This is a genomic window from Methyloversatilis sp. (assembly GCF_965284615.1).
GTDB lineage: Bacteria > Pseudomonadota > Gammaproteobacteria > Burkholderiales > Rhodocyclaceae > Methyloversatilis.
In genome coordinates this window covers 2,405,866-2,421,825 of sequence record NZ_OZ260098.1, presented here as the reverse complement: position 1 = coordinate 2,421,825, position 15,960 = coordinate 2,405,866, and the positions used below count along the sequence as shown (strand labels likewise).

The following is a 15,960-nucleotide window of genomic DNA, read 5'->3' as shown; positions in this document are numbered from 1 at the left end:
CGGGTGCTGCATGCATCACGTCCGTGGTGCCTCGCAGCCTGTCTACCTCCACTACAAACAGGAGGTGGCCATGGAATTGCGGGACGACGATCAAAGCCAGATGTTTTCGCGCCCGGAGCGAGACCGGGACGTGATGAACCACTGGGAGCGGCTGCTCAACGGCGAGGAATGCAGTTCCGACGCCCTGCGCCGCCTGATTGACGACTCGTGGCGCCGCTGCCTCAACGCCCACGTCGATCCCGGCAAGTACCAGGCGCCGCCGCCACTGAGCGAGAACTCGCTCTATTCGCTGCAGCAGAAGCACGGAGACCTGCTCACCGCCAGCACGCCGGTGATGGCGATGGCGCGCGACTTCCTCGCCGAAACCGGAACCATCATGGTGCTGACCGACCATAGCGGCACCATACTCAGCCTCGAAGGCGACCCGGCCACGCGCGACGAAGGCGCGATGATGAACATGATGCCGGGGGCGAGCTGGAGCGAGACGGCCTGCGGCACCAACGCGATAGGCACCGCCATCGCGGTGCGCCACCCGGTGCAGATCCATTCCGCCGAACACTACTGTGCCGGCATCAAGCGCTGGACCTGTTCGTCCACCGTCATCCTTGACCCCTACGACAACAGCGTGCTCGGCGCGATAGACGTGTCGGGCCTGCAGCAGACGTACAACAAGCACAGCCTGGCGCTGGTGGTCGCCACCGCCAGCAAGATCGAAGGTCGTCTGGCCAAGCACGAGATGGGCATCCGCTTCCGCCTGCTCGAGCGCTGCATGCACCGGCTCACCCACTCGACCTCGGACGGCGTCATCGTGTTCGACCGCCGCGGCAATCCGGTCAAGGCCAACGAGCGCGCCGAACAGGCGCTGAACCAGCTGTCCGAGGGCCGCATCGGTTCGCGCAAACTCGACATCGCATCGCTTACGCTGGGTCACGCCACCGACGACGGGCTGCCGGCCGGCCTGCAGGGCTGGATTGCGCCGGAATGGCTGGAACCGGTTCTGGACAACGGACAGCGCATCGGCACCCTGCTCACGATTCCGATCTTCAAGCCGCGTTCGGTGCAGGGCACGACGATGCCGGTCGGCGCCACCAGCGCAGCGCACGAGCCGAGCAAGCTCGACTGCGTGGTCGGCAAGGACCCGGTACTGATGGAAGCGGTCGAACGCGCCCGTCACCTGTCGCGTTCCAACGTGCCGGTGCTGCTGCTCGGCGAGACCGGCGTCGGCAAGGAGGTGTTCGCCAAGGGCATCCATGACTGCGGCAGTGCGAAGGCGGCGCCCTTTGTCGCGGTGAATTGCGGCGGCCTGTCGCGCGAGCTGCTGGCGACCGAGCTGTTCGGCTACGCCGAGGGCTCATTCACCGGTGCGCGGCGCGGCGGCATGATGGGCAAGATCGAAGCGGCCAACGGCGGCACGCTATTCCTCGACGAACTGGGCGAAATGCCGCTCGACATGCAACCGCACCTGCTGCGCGTGCTGGAGGAGGGCGAGATCTACCGCCTCGGCGAGAACACGCCGCGCAAGGTGAAATTCCGGCTGATCGCGGCGACCAATCGCGATCTGCGCAAGGAAGTCACCGATGGCCGCTTCCGCATGGACCTCTACTACCGGGTCGCGGTGACCAGCGTGCGCATCCCGCCGCTCCGCGAGCGGCTGGGTGACATCCCGGTGCTGTCGCGCGCGCTGATGGAGAAGCTGGCGGCGCACCACGGCGTGCCGGTGCCGCAGCTCACCGCATCCGAAATCAGCGAGCTGTCTTCCTACTCGTGGCCGGGCAATGTGCGCGAACTGCGCAACATCCTCGAATCGATGCTGCTGACCGGCGAGCGTCCGCGTGCGCTGATGACACCCGAAGCGCCGCGTGGCATCCAGTTGTTCGACGCGCCGCTGGCCACCGATCACGGCATGGTCTTCGGCGGCGAAACGCGCGAGAACCGGCGGCTCGAAGAAGCCGAGCGCGACGCCATCCTCGGCGCCATCGACGGCAGTCACGGCAATATGGCACTGGCTGCGCGCTCGCTCGGCATCGCCAAGAGCACGCTCTACCTCAAGCTGAAGAAATTCGGCCTCGATGCGCTGGTCGAGCGCGCGCGCGAGGTGCACGCCAAGGGACACTGACGGAAGCGCGCGCCAGCGAGGACCACGGCTCCGGAGATGGTCAGGCCAGGTCTCTGAGAGCATGTGGCAGTAACCGTCGATGTCACGCCGAGGCGCACGGCCCACCGCCGCAGTCGCGGTCAGAGGACCGCTCCCGCAGGGGGCTTGCGCCAGATCCTCGGCTTGAGCGGGGGCGAGGTTCTGTGGGAGGGGTCTTCTGACCCCGACAGCAGCCTGCATCGAAAACGGCGGCAAGGGCCGCTCACAGAATTCCCGATCTGTGAGGGGTCGTACGCAGCTTTGGTGGGCATGGCCGCTGCCGACCGCAGGCCCCGATCCAGACCGGTGTCAGGCCGGTAGCGGCCTGGCCGCAGAGGTCACATCACCTTCACCGCGCGCCCGATGTACAGGATGGGGCCGGTCGGGCGACCGATCGGCGAACCGTATTCGGGTTCAAGCGTGATTTCGAACAGCTGATTGGGCTCCAGCGGCGGCAGTTCCTTCATCTGCACGTCGAGCGGGCGGCCCGGCTGCACCAGGCCCAGCGAGACCGGCCCCTTCCATTTGTCGCCCTTGGTCCAGAACTGCAGCGCCTTGGCCTGCGGCACCTCGGTCACGCCAAGCGGGATGAGCTTGAGCGACTGTTCGGTGCTGGCCTGCACCACCCAGCCCGGCGCCTTGTCGTCCGGCGCCACCAGAACCACCATGAACTTGGGTTCGCCGGCCTGCTGCGTGCCGGGCAGACCCACGACGGCGAGCAGCATGGCGGCGGCGAAGCCGGTGGCGGCCAGCGAGCGCCAGAACGCGAGGCTGTCCCACAGCCGGCTGAAAAGAGAGGAGGGCGCCGATGCCGCGCTCGCGCGCGGCGCCGGCCACAGGCTGCGTTCGATGCGCGACCACAGCCCGGGTGGCAGCGGTTCCGGTTCGACCATGCGTGTCAGCGGCAGAAGCCGCTCCTCCCAATCGGCGACGCGTGCCTGCAGCGTGGTGTCGTTCTCCATGTCGCGCTCGACCTCATTGCGGCGGGCCGCGTCGAGCAGGCCCAGCACATAGAGGCCGGCGATGTCTTCGGGGGTCTGGATCATGCGAGGCACTCCTTCAGTGCCTGCAGGCCGCGGCGTATCCAGGCTTTGATCGTGCCGAGCGGCGTGGCCAGCCGGTCGGCGATTTCGGTATGGGTACAGCCTTCGAGGTAGGCGAGCAGGATGCTGGAGCGCTTCGCGGCGTCGAGCCGTCCAAGGCAGTCGTAGAGCATGCCGGCCTCCGAGGACAGCAGTACCTGCTGGTAAGGGTCCGGCACGCTGGCGGAGGTTTCGTGCTCGAAGTTGTCGGTCAGCGATTCGTCGGCCGGCACCTCGCGCGCGTGGTCGCGAATGTGGTTCAGCGCGCCGTGGCGCACGATGCTGTAGATCCAGCCGCGCGCGCTGCCGCGGCTGGCGTCGAAACTGGACGCCTTTTCCCAGATGCGCACGAAGGCATCGTGCACGACGTCCTCGGCGACGTCGCGACGGCGCACGATGCGCAGGGCCACGCCCATCAGGCGGCCGCCCTCACGCTCGTATATGCGGCGCAGGGCGCTGCGCTCGCCGGCGGCACAGGCGCCGAGCGCCGCCTCGAAATCGAAATCGTCCGTGGTGCTTGTCATGGTTCTGCCTTGAACGGGTGAAGGATCGCCGAGCACCGCTGCCGTGAGCCGGCGCCAGCTTCTCACGGCTTACCCCCGAGTCGCCCACACGGATGCAGTCGGACGCGATTTTTTTCGATGCCGGGTTGGAGGTCGATTGTTGCAATGCGAAAAAGAGCTTGCAAACATACATGCCCGTCTGTAAAGTTCGCGCCTTCGTGCTTTCCCCGCGTCTGCTCCTGGCGACGCATTCCCGGTTTGGTCCGGCGCTGGCACGAGAAAGTTATCGTCCCTGGCCTGTCTTTTTCTCCCGCCTGTTTGGTCAAGCGTGGTTGATCGGTTAGTGCCGATAGAACGTCGGGATTTCGCCCGACCAACCCGCTCCTTCCGCACTGCTTGTCGCAGCGCGGCGGGTAGCCATTGTGTGGAAAAAATACATGGAATTCTCAGAACTCGGTCTTAACGAATCCCTTCTTGGCGCAATCGTCGAGGCCGGTTACCCCAATCCCACCGCCGTGCAGGAAAAGGCCGTCCCCGCCGCTCTGGCCGGTCGTGACCTGATGGTGTCCTCGCAGACCGGTTCGGGCAAGACCGCGGCCTTCATGTGGCCGGCGCTGAACCGCCTGACGCAGGACTCGGCCGTCAAGGCCCGCGGCCCGCGCATCCTGGTGCTGACGCCGACGCGCGAACTGGCCATCCAGGTCACCGACGCCTGCCGCAAGTATGGCCGTGGCCTGCGCTACGCCAAGGCGGTCAGCGTGGTCGGTGGTACCTCCTACGTGATGCAGAACAAGCTGCTGGCCCAGCCCTATGAAGTGCTGGTCGCCACGCCGGGTCGTCTGATCGACCAGATGGACAGCGGCCGCATCGATTTCGGCCGTCTGGAAATGCTGGTGCTCGACGAAGCCGACCGCATGCTGGACATGGGTTTCATCGAGGACATCGAAGCCATCGTCAACCGCCTGCCGCAGAGCCGTCAGACCCTGCTGTTCTCGGCCACCTTCGAGCCGCGCGTCTGCCGTCTGGCCGAGCGCCTGACCAAGGACGCACAGCGCATCGAAATCCAGGCAACCGCCGCCCAGCACGAGAACATCGAACAGCGCCTGCTGTTCGCCGACGGCATGGGCCACAAGCAGCGCCTGCTCGACCACCTGCTGCGTGACGAGGGCGTCGAACAAGCCATCGTGTTCACCGCCACCAAGCGCGACGCCGACCAGATCGCCGAGCAGCTCGGCGAGAACGGCTTCCTGGCTGCGGCACTGCACGGTGACATGCACCAGGGCGAACGCAATCGCACGCTGGGTCACCTGCGCCGCGGCGCGCTGCGCGTGCTGGTCGCCACCGACGTTGCCGCCCGCGGCATCGACGTGGCCGGCATCAGCCACGTGATCAACTTCGATCTGCCGAAGTCGGCGGAAGACTATGTGCACCGCATCGGCCGTACCGGTCGTGCCGGCCGCAGCGGCATCGCGGTCAGCCTGGCGTCCGGCGACGACGTGCGTCGCGTCAAGACGATCGAACGCTTCATCCGTCACACCATCCCGGTGCACACCATTCCGGGTCTGGAGCCGCGTGTGCAGCCGCGTACGTCCGCTCCGCGCGGCCCGCGCACCGGCACCGGTCGTCCGGGCAGCTGGGGCAACAAGCCGGGCAACGGCCCGCGTCGTCCGGGTGGCGGTGCGCCGCGCAGCGAGGGCGGCTGGCGTGGCAACAGTTCCGGCCGCAGCGACCGCGCGCGTCGTGCGGACTGATCGCTGACGCAGGCTGAAGCACAGAGGGTTGACCAGACCCCAGAGGGGCACCGGGCAATCGGTGCCCCTTTCGTTTTTTCCATGTTTGTCGATTCGCTGTCGCGCGGGTGTAGAATCCGCGCCTTTTTCCGGGCCGACGAGGCCGGCGAAGGATGAAGCCGATGAGTGCTGAAGACCACGCCCGCACGCCGCTGGTTGGCGTCGTGATGGGATCGAACTCCGACTGGGACACCATGCGCGCCGCCTGCGCCATGCTGGAACAGTTCGGCGTGCCGTTCGAGGCGCGCGTCGTGTCGGCGCACCGCACGCCCGACCTGCTGTTCTCGTACGCTGAAGAGGCGCGCACCCGTGGTCTGCGCGCCATCATCGCCGGTGCCGGTGGCGCTGCCCATCTGCCAGGCATGCTGGCGGCCAAGACCACGGTGCCGGTGCTCGGTGTGCCGGTGCAGTCGCGGGCGCTCAACGGCATGGATTCGCTGCTGTCCATCGTGCAGATGCCTAAGGGCATTCCGGTCGCCACCTTCGCCATCGGCGAGGCGGGTGCAGCCAACGCCGGGCTGTTTGCGGTGGCCTTGCTGGCGGGCGAAGATGCATCGCTTGCGCAGGCGCTCGAGGACTTCCGCGCCCGGCAGGCGCAGACCGTGCTGGACATGAAGCTCGAAGGCTGACCGCCGTCGCTGCGTCTGCCGTCCGCTGCATCCATTTTCAGGTTTTAATCCGCGTTCATCCGCCACATCCGCATCCGTCCGCGGTCACGAGAAGTTGAGCCGGATCTTTCGGAGCCATTGCAGATGATTCTTCCTCCCGCAACCCTCGGCATGCTCGGCGGCGGTCAGCTCGGCCGCTTCTTCGTGCTGGCTGCGCACGAAATGGGCTATCGCGTCGTCGTGCTCGACCCGGACCGCAACAGCCCGGCCGGCAAGGCGGCCGACGAGCACCTGTGCGCTGCCTACGACGACATGCAGGCGCTGGAACGACTGGCGCAGACCTGCGCTGCGGTGACCACCGAGTTCGAGAACGTTCCGGCGGACACGCTGGATCACCTGTCCAAATTCATTCCGACCCGCCCCAACGCGGCCTGTGTAGCGGTGGCACAGAACCGCATCGCTGAAAAGACCTTCCTGTCCGACCGTGGCTTCTCGGTCGGCCCGTTCGCGGCGATCCGCAGCGTGGCCGACATCGAGGCGGCCGATCCGTCGCTGTTCCCCGCGGTGCTCAAGGTGGCGCGCTTCGGTTACGACGGCAAGGGGCAGGCGAGGGTGAGCAATGTGGCGGAGGCGAAGGCGGCCTTCGAAAGCTTCAAGCGCGAAGCCTGTGTGCTGGAGAAGATGCTGGCGCTCGAACTGGAGGTGTCGGTGGTGCTGGCCCGCGACGCAGCCGGCCGTGTCGCGCCGTTCCCGGTGGCCGAGAACAGCCACAGCAATGGCATTCTCGACGTGACCATTGCGCCTGCGCGGATCAGCGGTGCCCTGGCGGCAGAAGCGACCGAAATGGCCGCGGGCATTGCGGCCGAACTGGGCTACGTCGGCGTGCTTGGCGTCGAGTTCTTCATCGCCGGCGGTCAACTGATGGTCAATGAAATGGCGCCGCGGCCGCACAACAGCGGCCATTACACGATCGATGCCTGTGTCACCAACCAGTTCGAACAGCAGGTACGCATCCTGTGCGGCCTGCCGCTGGGCGACGCGCGCCAGCATTCGCGCGCGGTCATGGTGAATCTGCTCGGTGACCTGTGGTACCAGCAGGACGCCCACCACTCGCACGAACCCGACTGGTCGCGCCTGCTGCGCCATCCGGGTCTGAAGCTGCACCTCTATCAGAAGCATCACGCACGCCCCGGCCGCAAGATGGGCCACTTCACCGTACTCGGCGAGAGCGGCGATCCGGTCATCGACACCGCGATGAATGCGCGCGGCGCCATCGGCATTGCCGGCTGACGCAATGAGTGCGTCGGATGCCGACATCGCCGACGCAGCGCGCCGGCTGCGCGCCGGCGAACTGGTCGCGCTGCCGACAGAAACCGTCTATGGGCTGGGTGCCGACGCGATGAATCCGGCGGCGGTGCGCCGCATATTCGAGGCAAAGGGGCGGCCGGCCGACCATCCGCTCATCGTGCATCTGCCCGACGCCGAGCAGATCACCGTCTGGGCGCGCGATATCCCGCGCGAGGCGATTGCGCTTGCGCAGGCCTTCTGGCCAGGACCGCTGACCCTCATCCTGAAGCGGGAGGAGGACGTACCGCTCGAGGTGACCGGCGGTCAGGACACGGTGGGGCTGCGCGTGCCGGGGCATCCGGTGGCGCTGAAGCTGCTGCGCGCCTTCGGCGGCGGCGTCGCTGCACCATCGGCCAACCGCTTCGGTCGCATCAGCCCGACCACAGCGCAGCATGTGCGCGACGAGTTCGGTGATTCGGTCACCGTGCTCGACGGCGGGCCGTGCGAGGTCGGCATCGAATCGACCATACTCGACCTGTCCGGAGACACGCCGCGCATCCTCAGGCCGGGCGCCATCAGCGCCGGGCAGATTGCTGCCGTGATCGGTCGCATGCCCGCGGGCAAGGGCGACGAGAACTCACCGCGGGTGTCGGGTGCGCTCGCCGCGCATTACGCGCCGCGCAGCGCGATGCGCAAGATCGCGCCAGCGCGGCTGCGCGACTTCCTGAACGCCTTCCGCCACAGCGGGCGCCATTGCGCGGTGATCGCACACAGCCAGCCGCCGCTGTCCGATTGCCCGCATCGCTGGTTCATGCTGCCGGCCGAACCGGCCGGTTACGCGCGGGGTCTTTACGCCGCGATGCGTGACGCGGACGCGGTCGGTGGTTCGATGATCGTGATCGAAGCGATTCCGGAAACGCCCGAATGGGCCGCCGTGAACGACCGCCTCGGACGCGCGCTTGCCGGCGCCGGCATCACGCCACAGTAAAGCCGGTCAGCTCCCACACGATCCAGTCCTCACGCAGCAGCGGATGGCGGCTGCGCAGCTTGGGCATGTACTGACCGCGCCACTCGCGCTTCACCCAGCGTTTCACCTCGGGTACGAACCACAGGTGTTCGACGCGTTCCGACTGCGTGCGGAAGAAATCCGGATGTTCGAACTTGATCAGCCGACGCACGCGCAAGGCTTCGAATTCACCCGCCGGCACGGTCACACGTTCGTAGCCGAGCGTGTCGATCTGCACGTGCCAGCGGCGCGGCCGCTCCTTCGGATCGGTGCTCACCATCGACTGCCACGCCTCGCGCACGCCGGGTTCGAGCAGCGCCGGAAGCAGCGGTAGCGGCGCGTCGTAACGGTTGTCGCGGTCATAGACGGTGTCGCGGCTGACCACCCAGGGCGCCGCGTACTCCTCGAACTGGCCGCTGCGCAGACTGCTCAGCGGCTTGCCATCGACCTCGATGCGCAGGCGCGGCGGGTCCGCCTGCTCGACGACGTAGCGGATCCCGGCTTGCCGCTCGCGGTTGTAGCCGTTCAGTTCGTCGTACATCCACTCATCGCCGACCGCGAGCTGCGCCGCCATGTGCTCGGCCTGTTCGTACTGCCGCGCTGTCGCGCAGCCGGCCAGCCAGAGCGGCGACGCCACCAGCAGCGCGCCGGCCGCGCTGCCGCCGATGAAGCGCCTGCGATCCATTCCGTCGATCTCTTTTTTCATCGTGTCTGAAGTCCGTACCGGTAATGATGCTGCGACCGCGTGATTCTGATCGATGTTCCTTCACAACCGGCATCCGAGGCCCTATAATCCGCAGCCGTTGGGGGGGTAGCTCAGCTGGGAGAGCGTCGCGTTCGCAATGCGAAGGTCGGGAGTTCGATCCTCCTCCTCTCCACCATTCTCTCGTCCCTTGTTCGTCAAAGGGAGTCAAGAAAATCGTTCGTCCGGACGAAGTCATCGACTCGAGCGTACCGACTGCTAGCTTTCGGACGTTCGCTTCTTGTGTAGTTGCATGTCTGTCGCAAGCCGCGACCTTTCTCCTCTCGCAATATCGAGTTGCATCTTGCGGATGGTTTTATCCGTTTTGGATAGTTCTGTTCTGGTTTGTTGATCGCCTTTCACATATCATCGGCCCTCGTCTGACATCGCGCCTCCGACGAGTTTGCGAATCACCGATGACCTGAGTCAATCTCCCAAGAAGGGAATGGACTACGCTAATTTGTACTGCGTCGTCTCGTTTGCTCTTCCCCATTGTTGATCGATGAACACGAAGTATGGGCGACCACTGTGCTGCCGCGAGAACTGTTATGCCTGAGCGCATCGTTATCGGCTGGAAACTTGCTGCATTGTCGTTGCATATAGCATCGGTTCGTTACAGAGGATTGCTGCCGATTCTAGAGTTGGATCGGCGCGGGATAGCAAACCGTATCCTGTCAAGCGGCGACACCGCGCAACTTGAAGGCCTTGATTGCCTAGTGATGGTCAAGAGTTTTACGCCCGATGATCTCGTTCTAGCGAGCGAGGCAAGGCGCCAAGGTATTCCTCTTGTCATCGATCTTTGTGACAACATCTTCATCGACGGCTACGGAAGCAAGGACGGCGTGGTCTCTGCTCGCCCGACCTTGATCTTCGAGCAGATTGCGCGCCTTGCAGCTGTCATCGTGGTGACTACACGGCCTCTCGCCGAGGTGGTTCAAAGCCGTATCCCGGGTTGTCATGTAGTGACCGTGATCCCCGACGGTATAGAGACCGATGACTTGGTTGAGAAGATGTCCGAGCGGCTTGAGTCCGCGGTCCGGGAACGGCGTGGGAGCTCAGTGCAAAGATCGGTCAAGCGGCTTCACTCTATTTGGCACAAGGCAGGACATCTGCGAACCGCTGAGTTCGGACCCGTGGTTCGCCATGTGGCTCGACTAGCGCTTGGGGCCGTCACGCGTATGGCCAAACGAGGTCGATTTTTGCCGTCTCTTCGTCGGAAAAACGCTTGTGCTCAAAGCTCGCTGCAACTGCCTACCGGAGCGACGACGCAAGGGACTCATCGGCGGATCGTGTGGTTTGGGCATCACGGTGCCGACTACGCCCGCTTCGGCATGCTTGATTTGCTTCTGGTGAAAGACGACCTCGAAGCTATCGCCCGCTGTTTTGACGTTGAGTTGGTGGTCATAAGCAACAATGTAGGCAAGTACGAAAGGCACATCCTTCCATTTGCAATGCGGACGCGTTACGTGGAGTGGTCCAACGCAGCTCTGCTACATGAGTTGGACGCCGCAGACGTTGTTGTCATTCCAAACAGTCTTGATGCTTTCAGCATTTGTAAGTCTTCCAACCGGGCTGTGCTGGCGCTTCTCAATGGTGTTCCTGTTGTTGCGACGAGTACTCCCGCGCTCGAGGCCCTTTCTCAAGTCATTCGGCTCGACAACGTGAGATCGGGGCTCGCAACCTATCTTTCCGATCCGGTATGTGGTCGCGATGATGTTGAGCGAGGACGAAAGCTGATCGAGCAGCTGTATGGGGCCAAGGTAATTGGCGACCTATGGTCGAGGGTCATCGACGACGCTCGCGCCCGCGGAGTTCCTGCTATGCCGCCGACCGAGGTGGCTATAGTCGTTCAAATGGCTCTGGACTGGATACTGCTCCGTCCGCTAGTGGCGGAAATGAAGCAACGCGGGCGCGGCATTATCGCAATGCTTAGTTCGGAGCTGCAGAAGGATTTGGCCATGATTTCTGCAGAGCTCGATGCACTCGGCGTACAGATGACGACAATTGCTCCAGCTGCCCTGGCCGCGTCGGTCTTGCCCGGGGACGTCCGCGTCTTGCTCGCCGCGTCAGAATCCAGCCTCCTGCCCCATCGTTTCGCTCATGAGCTATGTCGCGTTGCCAATTCCAAAGGCATTTTGACTGCGACCTTGCAACATGGCTATGAAACGCCGGGACTCACTTATCACGATCCGCTGCAGTCGGCGCGCAAGATTCGCTTCGCATCGCAGAAGGTTTATCTTTGGGGTGATCGTTCCTGTCTGTGTAGTCAGGTCCCACGCGCGACAATCAGGAAGTGCGTGTCGGTGGGGTGCCCCGATGTTGTGGGGCAGAACGTTGCAGTCGAGTCACGCCGTGAAGCGGACGATCGACGCGTCATCGGAATCTTCGAGAATCTACACTGGCACCGATACTCGGATGCGTACCGGCAGTTCTTCGTAGAAGGCATCCTGGCGCTGTCCAAGGATTTTCCCGGCGTGTCCTTCATTGTTCACACTCATCCGGCAGGACGCTGGCTAGACGATCCAAAGCGCATCGCGCTCATTACGTTACCGAATGTGACGATCGCCCGGCCTGGGGACGAGATGCGGGACGTCTTGCCGCGATTGGATGCAGTAATCAGTTCCCCCTCGTCAGTCGTCGTGCACGCAGCGCGCTACGGGTTGCCAGTGGCCGTCGTGAGACCGAACATTGATGCATCTCGGTACGATGGACTTTTCGGCATCCATACTGCTGAGCACTGGGCAAGTTACGTGTCGCTCGCCATTTCGGGCAGCGGGTGGAAGGAACTCGTAGTCCGCTCGCAAACGTTCGCCGATCATGTCATGCAGCCCGGTGACGCTTCGTCGCGGATTGTTGACGATCTTTGCAGACACATTTGAAGGAAGAGAATCATGGTTAACAAGCCGACCGTGTTTATCCACACCAATGACAAGCAGATAGTTGGCGCTTACGTGGGGATGTACTCGATGAAGCGGGCATCGAGGGACCCGGACGCTTTTGACGTCAAATTGATCCGTCTCGAAGAAACCCCGCATCTGACCGTGCGTCAGGGGCAGCATTATCTGCGCAAAGGCAAGAAAGCGGTTTGGCTGAACGAGGATTTGCAGTCCTTCAGCCCGCTACGGAAGATGGTGCCCCAGTTGATGGGGTTCAAGGGGCGGGCGCTGGTGACTGATCCGGATGTGTTCGCTGTGGGGGACATCCTTGATCTTCTCAATGCGGACATGGAGGGCAAAGCTATTCTGTGTCGCCACATACAGGACGGCTACAAGGGTAACGGTCACATGTTCTATGCGAGCAGCGTGATGTTGCTCGACTGCGAGAAACTCAGTCACTGGCGCTGGGACGAGGATATTGACCGGATGTTCGAGGGCAAGCTCGACTACGGCCCGTGGATTGGGCTGAAGAACGAAGATCCGACCACCATCGGTGAGATCGGCGAGGAGTGGAATTCGTTCGACCGCCTCGTTCCGGAGACTCGCCTGCTGCATACGACGGAACGCCTGACTCAGCCATGGAAGACGGGTCTCCCTATCGACTTCGACCTGACGACCAAGGCCCCTGCCGCCCGGAGAAGCGGCTTTGTTGAACGCCTCCTACGTGGCCTTGGCCTTACGAATGAGGTCGCACAACCCGCTGCGGTCGGCCGCTATCAACCACATCCGGATCCCGAGCAGGAGAAACTGTTCTTCAGTCTGCTCAAGGGCGCGCTCGATGCAGGATATCTCGATCTCGAACTTCTAAAGCAACGAATCAACGAAAAGGATGTCCGGGCTGACGCGCTTCAGCTGGTTGATGCAATGACCGAGAAGGCTTGAACGGACTAACATCGAGAATGAGATCAATCAGAGAACTGTACGGCCGGCATTCGAATAGCGATATCTATATCGTCGGAACCGGAACCAGTCTGCGCGTATTTCCCCTGGAGCTCCTTGAGGGAAAGATCACCATAGGCCTCAATCAGGCTTGGAAGGTGTTTGAGACACAGTACGCAATCACGATGATGCCGCGGCTGAACATCCCGGAGTTCATCGATGGAGAGATGCGGCGCCCAGACATTACATGGATTACCAAACCATCGAAGATCGGAGCTCAATGCACGCCCGACGAGATTGCTTATGCAGAACAACACTTCTTCGGCTTTGAGAATGATGGTCGCGCCAGCCTGACCGGACTTGATGAGCCAAGCGAGACTGGACGTGTGCTTGAATGGGTACTCAATCCCCATCCGGAAAAACTTTACCTCTGGACATCCATCTCTCAAAGCGCGATGAATTTGGCGGCCAATATGGGTGCACGCAACATAATTCTCGTTGGCTGTGACAACGGCGCAATCGGGGAAAACCATCACGCCCATGATCAGCACACCATGTGGAAAGGAGAGTCCCCGGACATCCGTTACATGCAGTATTACGAAGGCGTGGCGGAAGTCCGAGCCGCGCTTCGCAAGCGTGGCGTGAACGTCGTGACGATGAATCCCTTCGTTAAGATTGACGGCGCCGACATGGATTTCGAGCGGCTGTGCGCGGAAACAGGCAATGCGAAGTTTATTCACAACCAAGATATTCCTCGCGGCACCACGTTAATGCAGGACAATGCACGGTACCTTAAGCTGACGCGCTATATCGTTGAAAAGAACCTCCGTCATCTCGGGAAGAAATTCCGGTTGCGCTAGTTCGGAATCTGTCAAATGAACGAAGTCCCTGTCACCACTGAACGGGTGGATGCGTGTCCGGCCTGCGGCGGGCTCACTGCGAATTTCTGGTCGGTCGCCACGGATCGTCTTTACCGGTTGACAGACCAAGAATTCGAATACAGTACCTGTACGGCATGCGGTTCGCTTTTTCAGTCACTCCGTCCGATAGAATCTCAAATTTATCGCTGTTACACGTCCGCCTACGGTCCGCACGCGGCGCATCATGACGGCCGAACGTTGTCTCGCCTGCCTGCGCCACTGAATGGCTTTTTGGACAGGCTTGCCCGTCATCGAGCAGGCATGAATGGCTTCTCGCGATGGATGAAGTCCATCGAAAAGCGTATGGTGGCCGCCGGGGAGATCCTCGATTTCGGCTGTGGATCGGGAAAGTATCTTGATCGTGCGCGAAAGCTTGGATGCAGAACGCTCGGAATGGATTTCTCGGAGCAGGCGCTCGTGGAAGCTGCGCGGCGTGGTCACGAAACCATGGATGTCAGCGAGGCATCGTGGGAAGCGCTTGCTGGGCGCAGGCTCAAGTTCGTACGCCTGAACCATGTCGTGGAGCACCTCTATCGTCCTAGAGATACCCTTGGTAAGGTATTTCGGGCGATGGATGACGGTGGCGTTATTCATATCTCAACGCCTAATCCCTCAGGTCCTTCCGCGGCACTCTATGGTTCTGCATGGTGGGGGCTTGAGTGCCCGCGACATATCGTGTTGATTCCGCCTGTTCAGTTAGTGCGGCTCCTTGAGGTGATCGGTTTCCGATCCATTGAGGTCGTACAGGAGCCGGTGGTGAAAGACATGGTTCGCAGTTGGGCCTATAAGCGTGTCGATCAAGGTGCTTTGTCTAATGAGCGGGTTGAAGGCTTGGCTGCTGACGGTTTGCTGAATTACATCTTCGCATTCCGCTTCCGGAGGAAATTCGGCGAAATTGGACAGGCCGACCGGTATCATGTGATTGCATGCAAATGACATTAACAACAACCAGGTAAGCTTCGATGGTCGGTTATCTCCGATTCATTCTTGCGTCGCTCGTTCTGTATTCCCACCTAAATTATCCTCTTTGGAATGTATTTGACGTCAGAATCAATCAAGGGGTTACGCGGTTTTCTGCTTCTATCTGATTTCCGGCTTCTTCACGGCCGCGATATTTGATCGTTATGAGGGTGAAGGTCGGGTCTGGCGCTATTATGCTGATCGACTTCTGCGGGTCTATCCGATGTTCGTGGCCGTGATTGCGCTAGTGGGAGGGCTCGGCATGTTCTGGTATGAGCCAGCGCTGCATGCGCAACCCTCGGATTATCGCGATCTGCAGACGTGGGTATTTGCCTTTCTTCAGCCATTGAATGGGTTACTTGGCTTCATGCACGCCGGGGACTTCCCCTATGGAGCCTTTTTCGCCTTTACGCCGGTTGCGTCACTGGCTCTCGAAGTCAAGTATTTCACGGTGTTTCCACTGCTTCAGCGGATGAAGGAGTGGGTAATCATATTGATGATGTTGACTGCCACGCTGCTGGTTTATCGGGCGCTTCGCTCTGGTAATGCAGACCTTTTGGAGAGTTTTACCTACCGTTTCCTCGTCGGGGTACTTCCAGTGTTCACTGTGGGCCTCATGCTATATCGCGGCCTCCAAGTCATTCGACCCTGGTGGGCTCGCTGGCAGTACATGTCGATCGCAGTCGGAGTCGTTCTCTTTGTTATCGCTGCTCGTAGCAATGCCCCGGTGGTTCGTTGGCTCGGCGAGTACTCACTGGCTCTCATCACTGCGCCCTTATTACTGCTTTGGGGACTGAAGTCGGCGCCACGGCGCTATGATGCACTTGCCGGCTACCTGTCGTATGGCGTCTTCCTTGTGCACATTCCGGTGCTGAGGTATCTGCAGCTTAAGGGCAGCAGTTACACGGAGTTCTTCGTCGCGCTCGCAGTGGCGACAGTGATTTCCCTCGTGCTCCACCTTCTCGTGGAACGGTATTTCATTGGTCTTCGTCATCGGATGGCAGGGGCGAAGATGATTAGGGTGGCTCGCATATGATCCGGTACGCATCGATGCCAAGGTCGTGTCGAGCATGCATCACGTTAAGGAGGGCGGAGTAGTGACAGTCGATCGAC

General features: G+C 62.0%; 12 protein-coding genes, 1 tRNA gene and 1 pseudogene. 11 read left to right on the top strand and 3 right to left on the bottom strand.

Translation table 11 applies throughout. The features are described from left to right. Window positions 1-70 precede the first annotated feature (70 nt). Window positions 71-2,116 (top strand): sigma-54-dependent Fis family transcriptional regulator, encoded by a 2,046-nt coding sequence (locus tag ACQ66H_RS11505; protein WP_430434150.1) that lies wholly within the window; start codon window positions 71-73, stop codon window positions 2,114-2,116. A gap of 356 nt (window positions 2,117-2,472) precedes the next feature. Here the strand turns inward: ACQ66H_RS11505 and ACQ66H_RS11500 are convergent, their stop codons facing one another. Together ACQ66H_RS11500 and ACQ66H_RS11495 are read right to left on the bottom strand one after the other, a co-directional pair. Continuing rightward, entirely contained in the window at window positions 2,473-3,180 is a 708-nt protein-coding gene (locus ACQ66H_RS11500) for an anti-sigma factor (RefSeq protein ID WP_019918112.1), read from the bottom strand. Then, on the bottom strand, window positions 3,177-3,740 hold the full coding sequence (locus tag ACQ66H_RS11495; RefSeq protein WP_430434149.1) for a sigma-70 family RNA polymerase sigma factor: 564 nt from the start codon (window positions 3,738-3,740) through the stop codon (window positions 3,177-3,179). The genes ACQ66H_RS11500 and ACQ66H_RS11495 overlap by 4 nt, the downstream gene beginning before the upstream one ends. A gap of 416 nt (window positions 3,741-4,156) precedes the next feature. Here ACQ66H_RS11495 and ACQ66H_RS11490 point away from each other — a divergent pair, with 416 nt between their 5' ends. From ACQ66H_RS11490 to ACQ66H_RS11475, 4 genes are all read left to right on the top strand, one after another. Beyond that, window positions 4,157-5,470, top strand: a complete 1,314-nt coding sequence (locus ACQ66H_RS11490) for a DEAD/DEAH box helicase (RefSeq protein ID WP_430434148.1) — start codon at window positions 4,157-4,159, stop codon at window positions 5,468-5,470. Window positions 5,471-5,631: 161 nt separating this feature from the next. Beyond that, complete coding sequence (gene purE, locus ACQ66H_RS11485) at window positions 5,632-6,138, top strand: 5-(carboxyamino)imidazole ribonucleotide mutase (RefSeq protein ID WP_430434147.1); 507 nt, start codon at window positions 5,632-5,634, stop codon at window positions 6,136-6,138. Between the two features lie 123 nt (window positions 6,139-6,261). Beyond that, on the top strand, window positions 6,262-7,407 hold the full coding sequence (locus tag ACQ66H_RS11480; protein ID WP_430434146.1) for a 5-(carboxyamino)imidazole ribonucleotide synthase: 1,146 nt from the start codon (window positions 6,262-6,264) through the stop codon (window positions 7,405-7,407). Window positions 7,408-7,411: 4 nt separating this feature from the next. Next, on the top strand, window positions 7,412-8,392 hold the full coding sequence (locus ACQ66H_RS11475; RefSeq protein ID WP_430434145.1) for an L-threonylcarbamoyladenylate synthase: 981 nt from the start codon (window positions 7,412-7,414) through the stop codon (window positions 8,390-8,392). Here ACQ66H_RS11475 and ACQ66H_RS11470 read toward each other — a convergent pair. After that, entirely contained in the window at window positions 8,379-9,095 is a 717-nt protein-coding gene (locus ACQ66H_RS11470; protein WP_430434144.1) for a DUF3108 domain-containing protein, read from the bottom strand. The genes ACQ66H_RS11475 and ACQ66H_RS11470 overlap by 14 nt on opposite strands. A 120-nt stretch (window positions 9,096-9,215) precedes the next feature. Between ACQ66H_RS11470 and ACQ66H_RS11465 the strand changes: the two genes are divergently transcribed. The 6 genes and pseudogenes from ACQ66H_RS11465 to ACQ66H_RS11440 all read left to right on the top strand — a co-directional run. Continuing rightward, window positions 9,216-9,291, top strand: a tRNA-Ala gene (locus ACQ66H_RS11465). A gap of 409 nt (window positions 9,292-9,700) precedes the next feature. Next, entirely contained in the window at window positions 9,701-12,031 is a 2,331-nt protein-coding gene (locus ACQ66H_RS11460) for a hypothetical protein (RefSeq protein WP_430434143.1), read from the top strand. A 12-nt stretch (window positions 12,032-12,043) separates the two neighbouring features. Continuing rightward, a complete protein-coding gene (locus ACQ66H_RS11455) occupies window positions 12,044-12,970 on the top strand; it encodes a hypothetical protein (RefSeq protein WP_430434142.1) in 927 nt (308 codons plus the stop codon). Between the two features lie 17 nt (window positions 12,971-12,987). Further along, window positions 12,988-13,827 (top strand): hypothetical protein, encoded by an 840-nt coding sequence (locus tag ACQ66H_RS11450; RefSeq protein WP_430434141.1) that lies wholly within the window; start codon window positions 12,988-12,990, stop codon window positions 13,825-13,827. 15 nt (window positions 13,828-13,842) lie between these two features. Continuing rightward, window positions 13,843-14,823 (top strand): class I SAM-dependent methyltransferase, encoded by a 981-nt coding sequence (locus ACQ66H_RS11445; protein WP_430434140.1) that lies wholly within the window; start codon window positions 13,843-13,845, stop codon window positions 14,821-14,823. Window positions 14,824-14,959: 136 nt separating this feature from the next. Further along, window positions 14,960-15,883 (top strand): annotated as a pseudogene (locus ACQ66H_RS11440) (acyltransferase family protein); the annotation flags it as partial. Window positions 15,884-15,960 lie beyond the last annotated feature (77 nt).

Excerpts from the sequence above, each read along its gene's own strand:
- ACQ66H_RS11505 (WP_430434150.1), top strand. The coding sequence starts at position 71 with ATGGAATTGCGGGACGACGATCAAAGCCAGATGTTTTCGCGCCCGGAG.
- ACQ66H_RS11500 (WP_019918112.1), bottom strand. The coding sequence starts at position 3,180 with ATGATCCAGACCCCCGAAGACATCGCCGGCCTCTATGTGCTGGGCCTG.
- ACQ66H_RS11495 (WP_430434149.1), bottom strand. The coding sequence starts at position 3,740 with ATGACAAGCACCACGGACGATTTCGATTTCGAGGCGGCGCTCGGCGCC.
- ACQ66H_RS11490 (WP_430434148.1), top strand. The coding sequence starts at position 4,157 with ATGGAATTCTCAGAACTCGGTCTTAACGAATCCCTTCTTGGCGCAATC.
- purE (WP_430434147.1), top strand. The coding sequence starts at position 5,632 with ATGAGTGCTGAAGACCACGCCCGCACGCCGCTGGTTGGCGTCGTGATG.
- ACQ66H_RS11480 (WP_430434146.1), top strand. The coding sequence starts at position 6,262 with ATGATTCTTCCTCCCGCAACCCTCGGCATGCTCGGCGGCGGTCAGCTC.
- ACQ66H_RS11475 (WP_430434145.1), top strand. The coding sequence starts at position 7,412 with ATGAGTGCGTCGGATGCCGACATCGCCGACGCAGCGCGCCGGCTGCGC.
- ACQ66H_RS11470 (WP_430434144.1), bottom strand. The coding sequence starts at position 9,095 with ATGGATCGCAGGCGCTTCATCGGCGGCAGCGCGGCCGGCGCGCTGCTG.
- ACQ66H_RS11460 (WP_430434143.1), top strand. The coding sequence starts at position 9,701 with ATGCCTGAGCGCATCGTTATCGGCTGGAAACTTGCTGCATTGTCGTTG.
- ACQ66H_RS11455 (WP_430434142.1), top strand. The coding sequence starts at position 12,044 with ATGGTTAACAAGCCGACCGTGTTTATCCACACCAATGACAAGCAGATA.
- ACQ66H_RS11450 (WP_430434141.1), top strand. The coding sequence starts at position 12,988 with ATGAGATCAATCAGAGAACTGTACGGCCGGCATTCGAATAGCGATATC.
- ACQ66H_RS11445 (WP_430434140.1), top strand. The coding sequence starts at position 13,843 with ATGAACGAAGTCCCTGTCACCACTGAACGGGTGGATGCGTGTCCGGCC.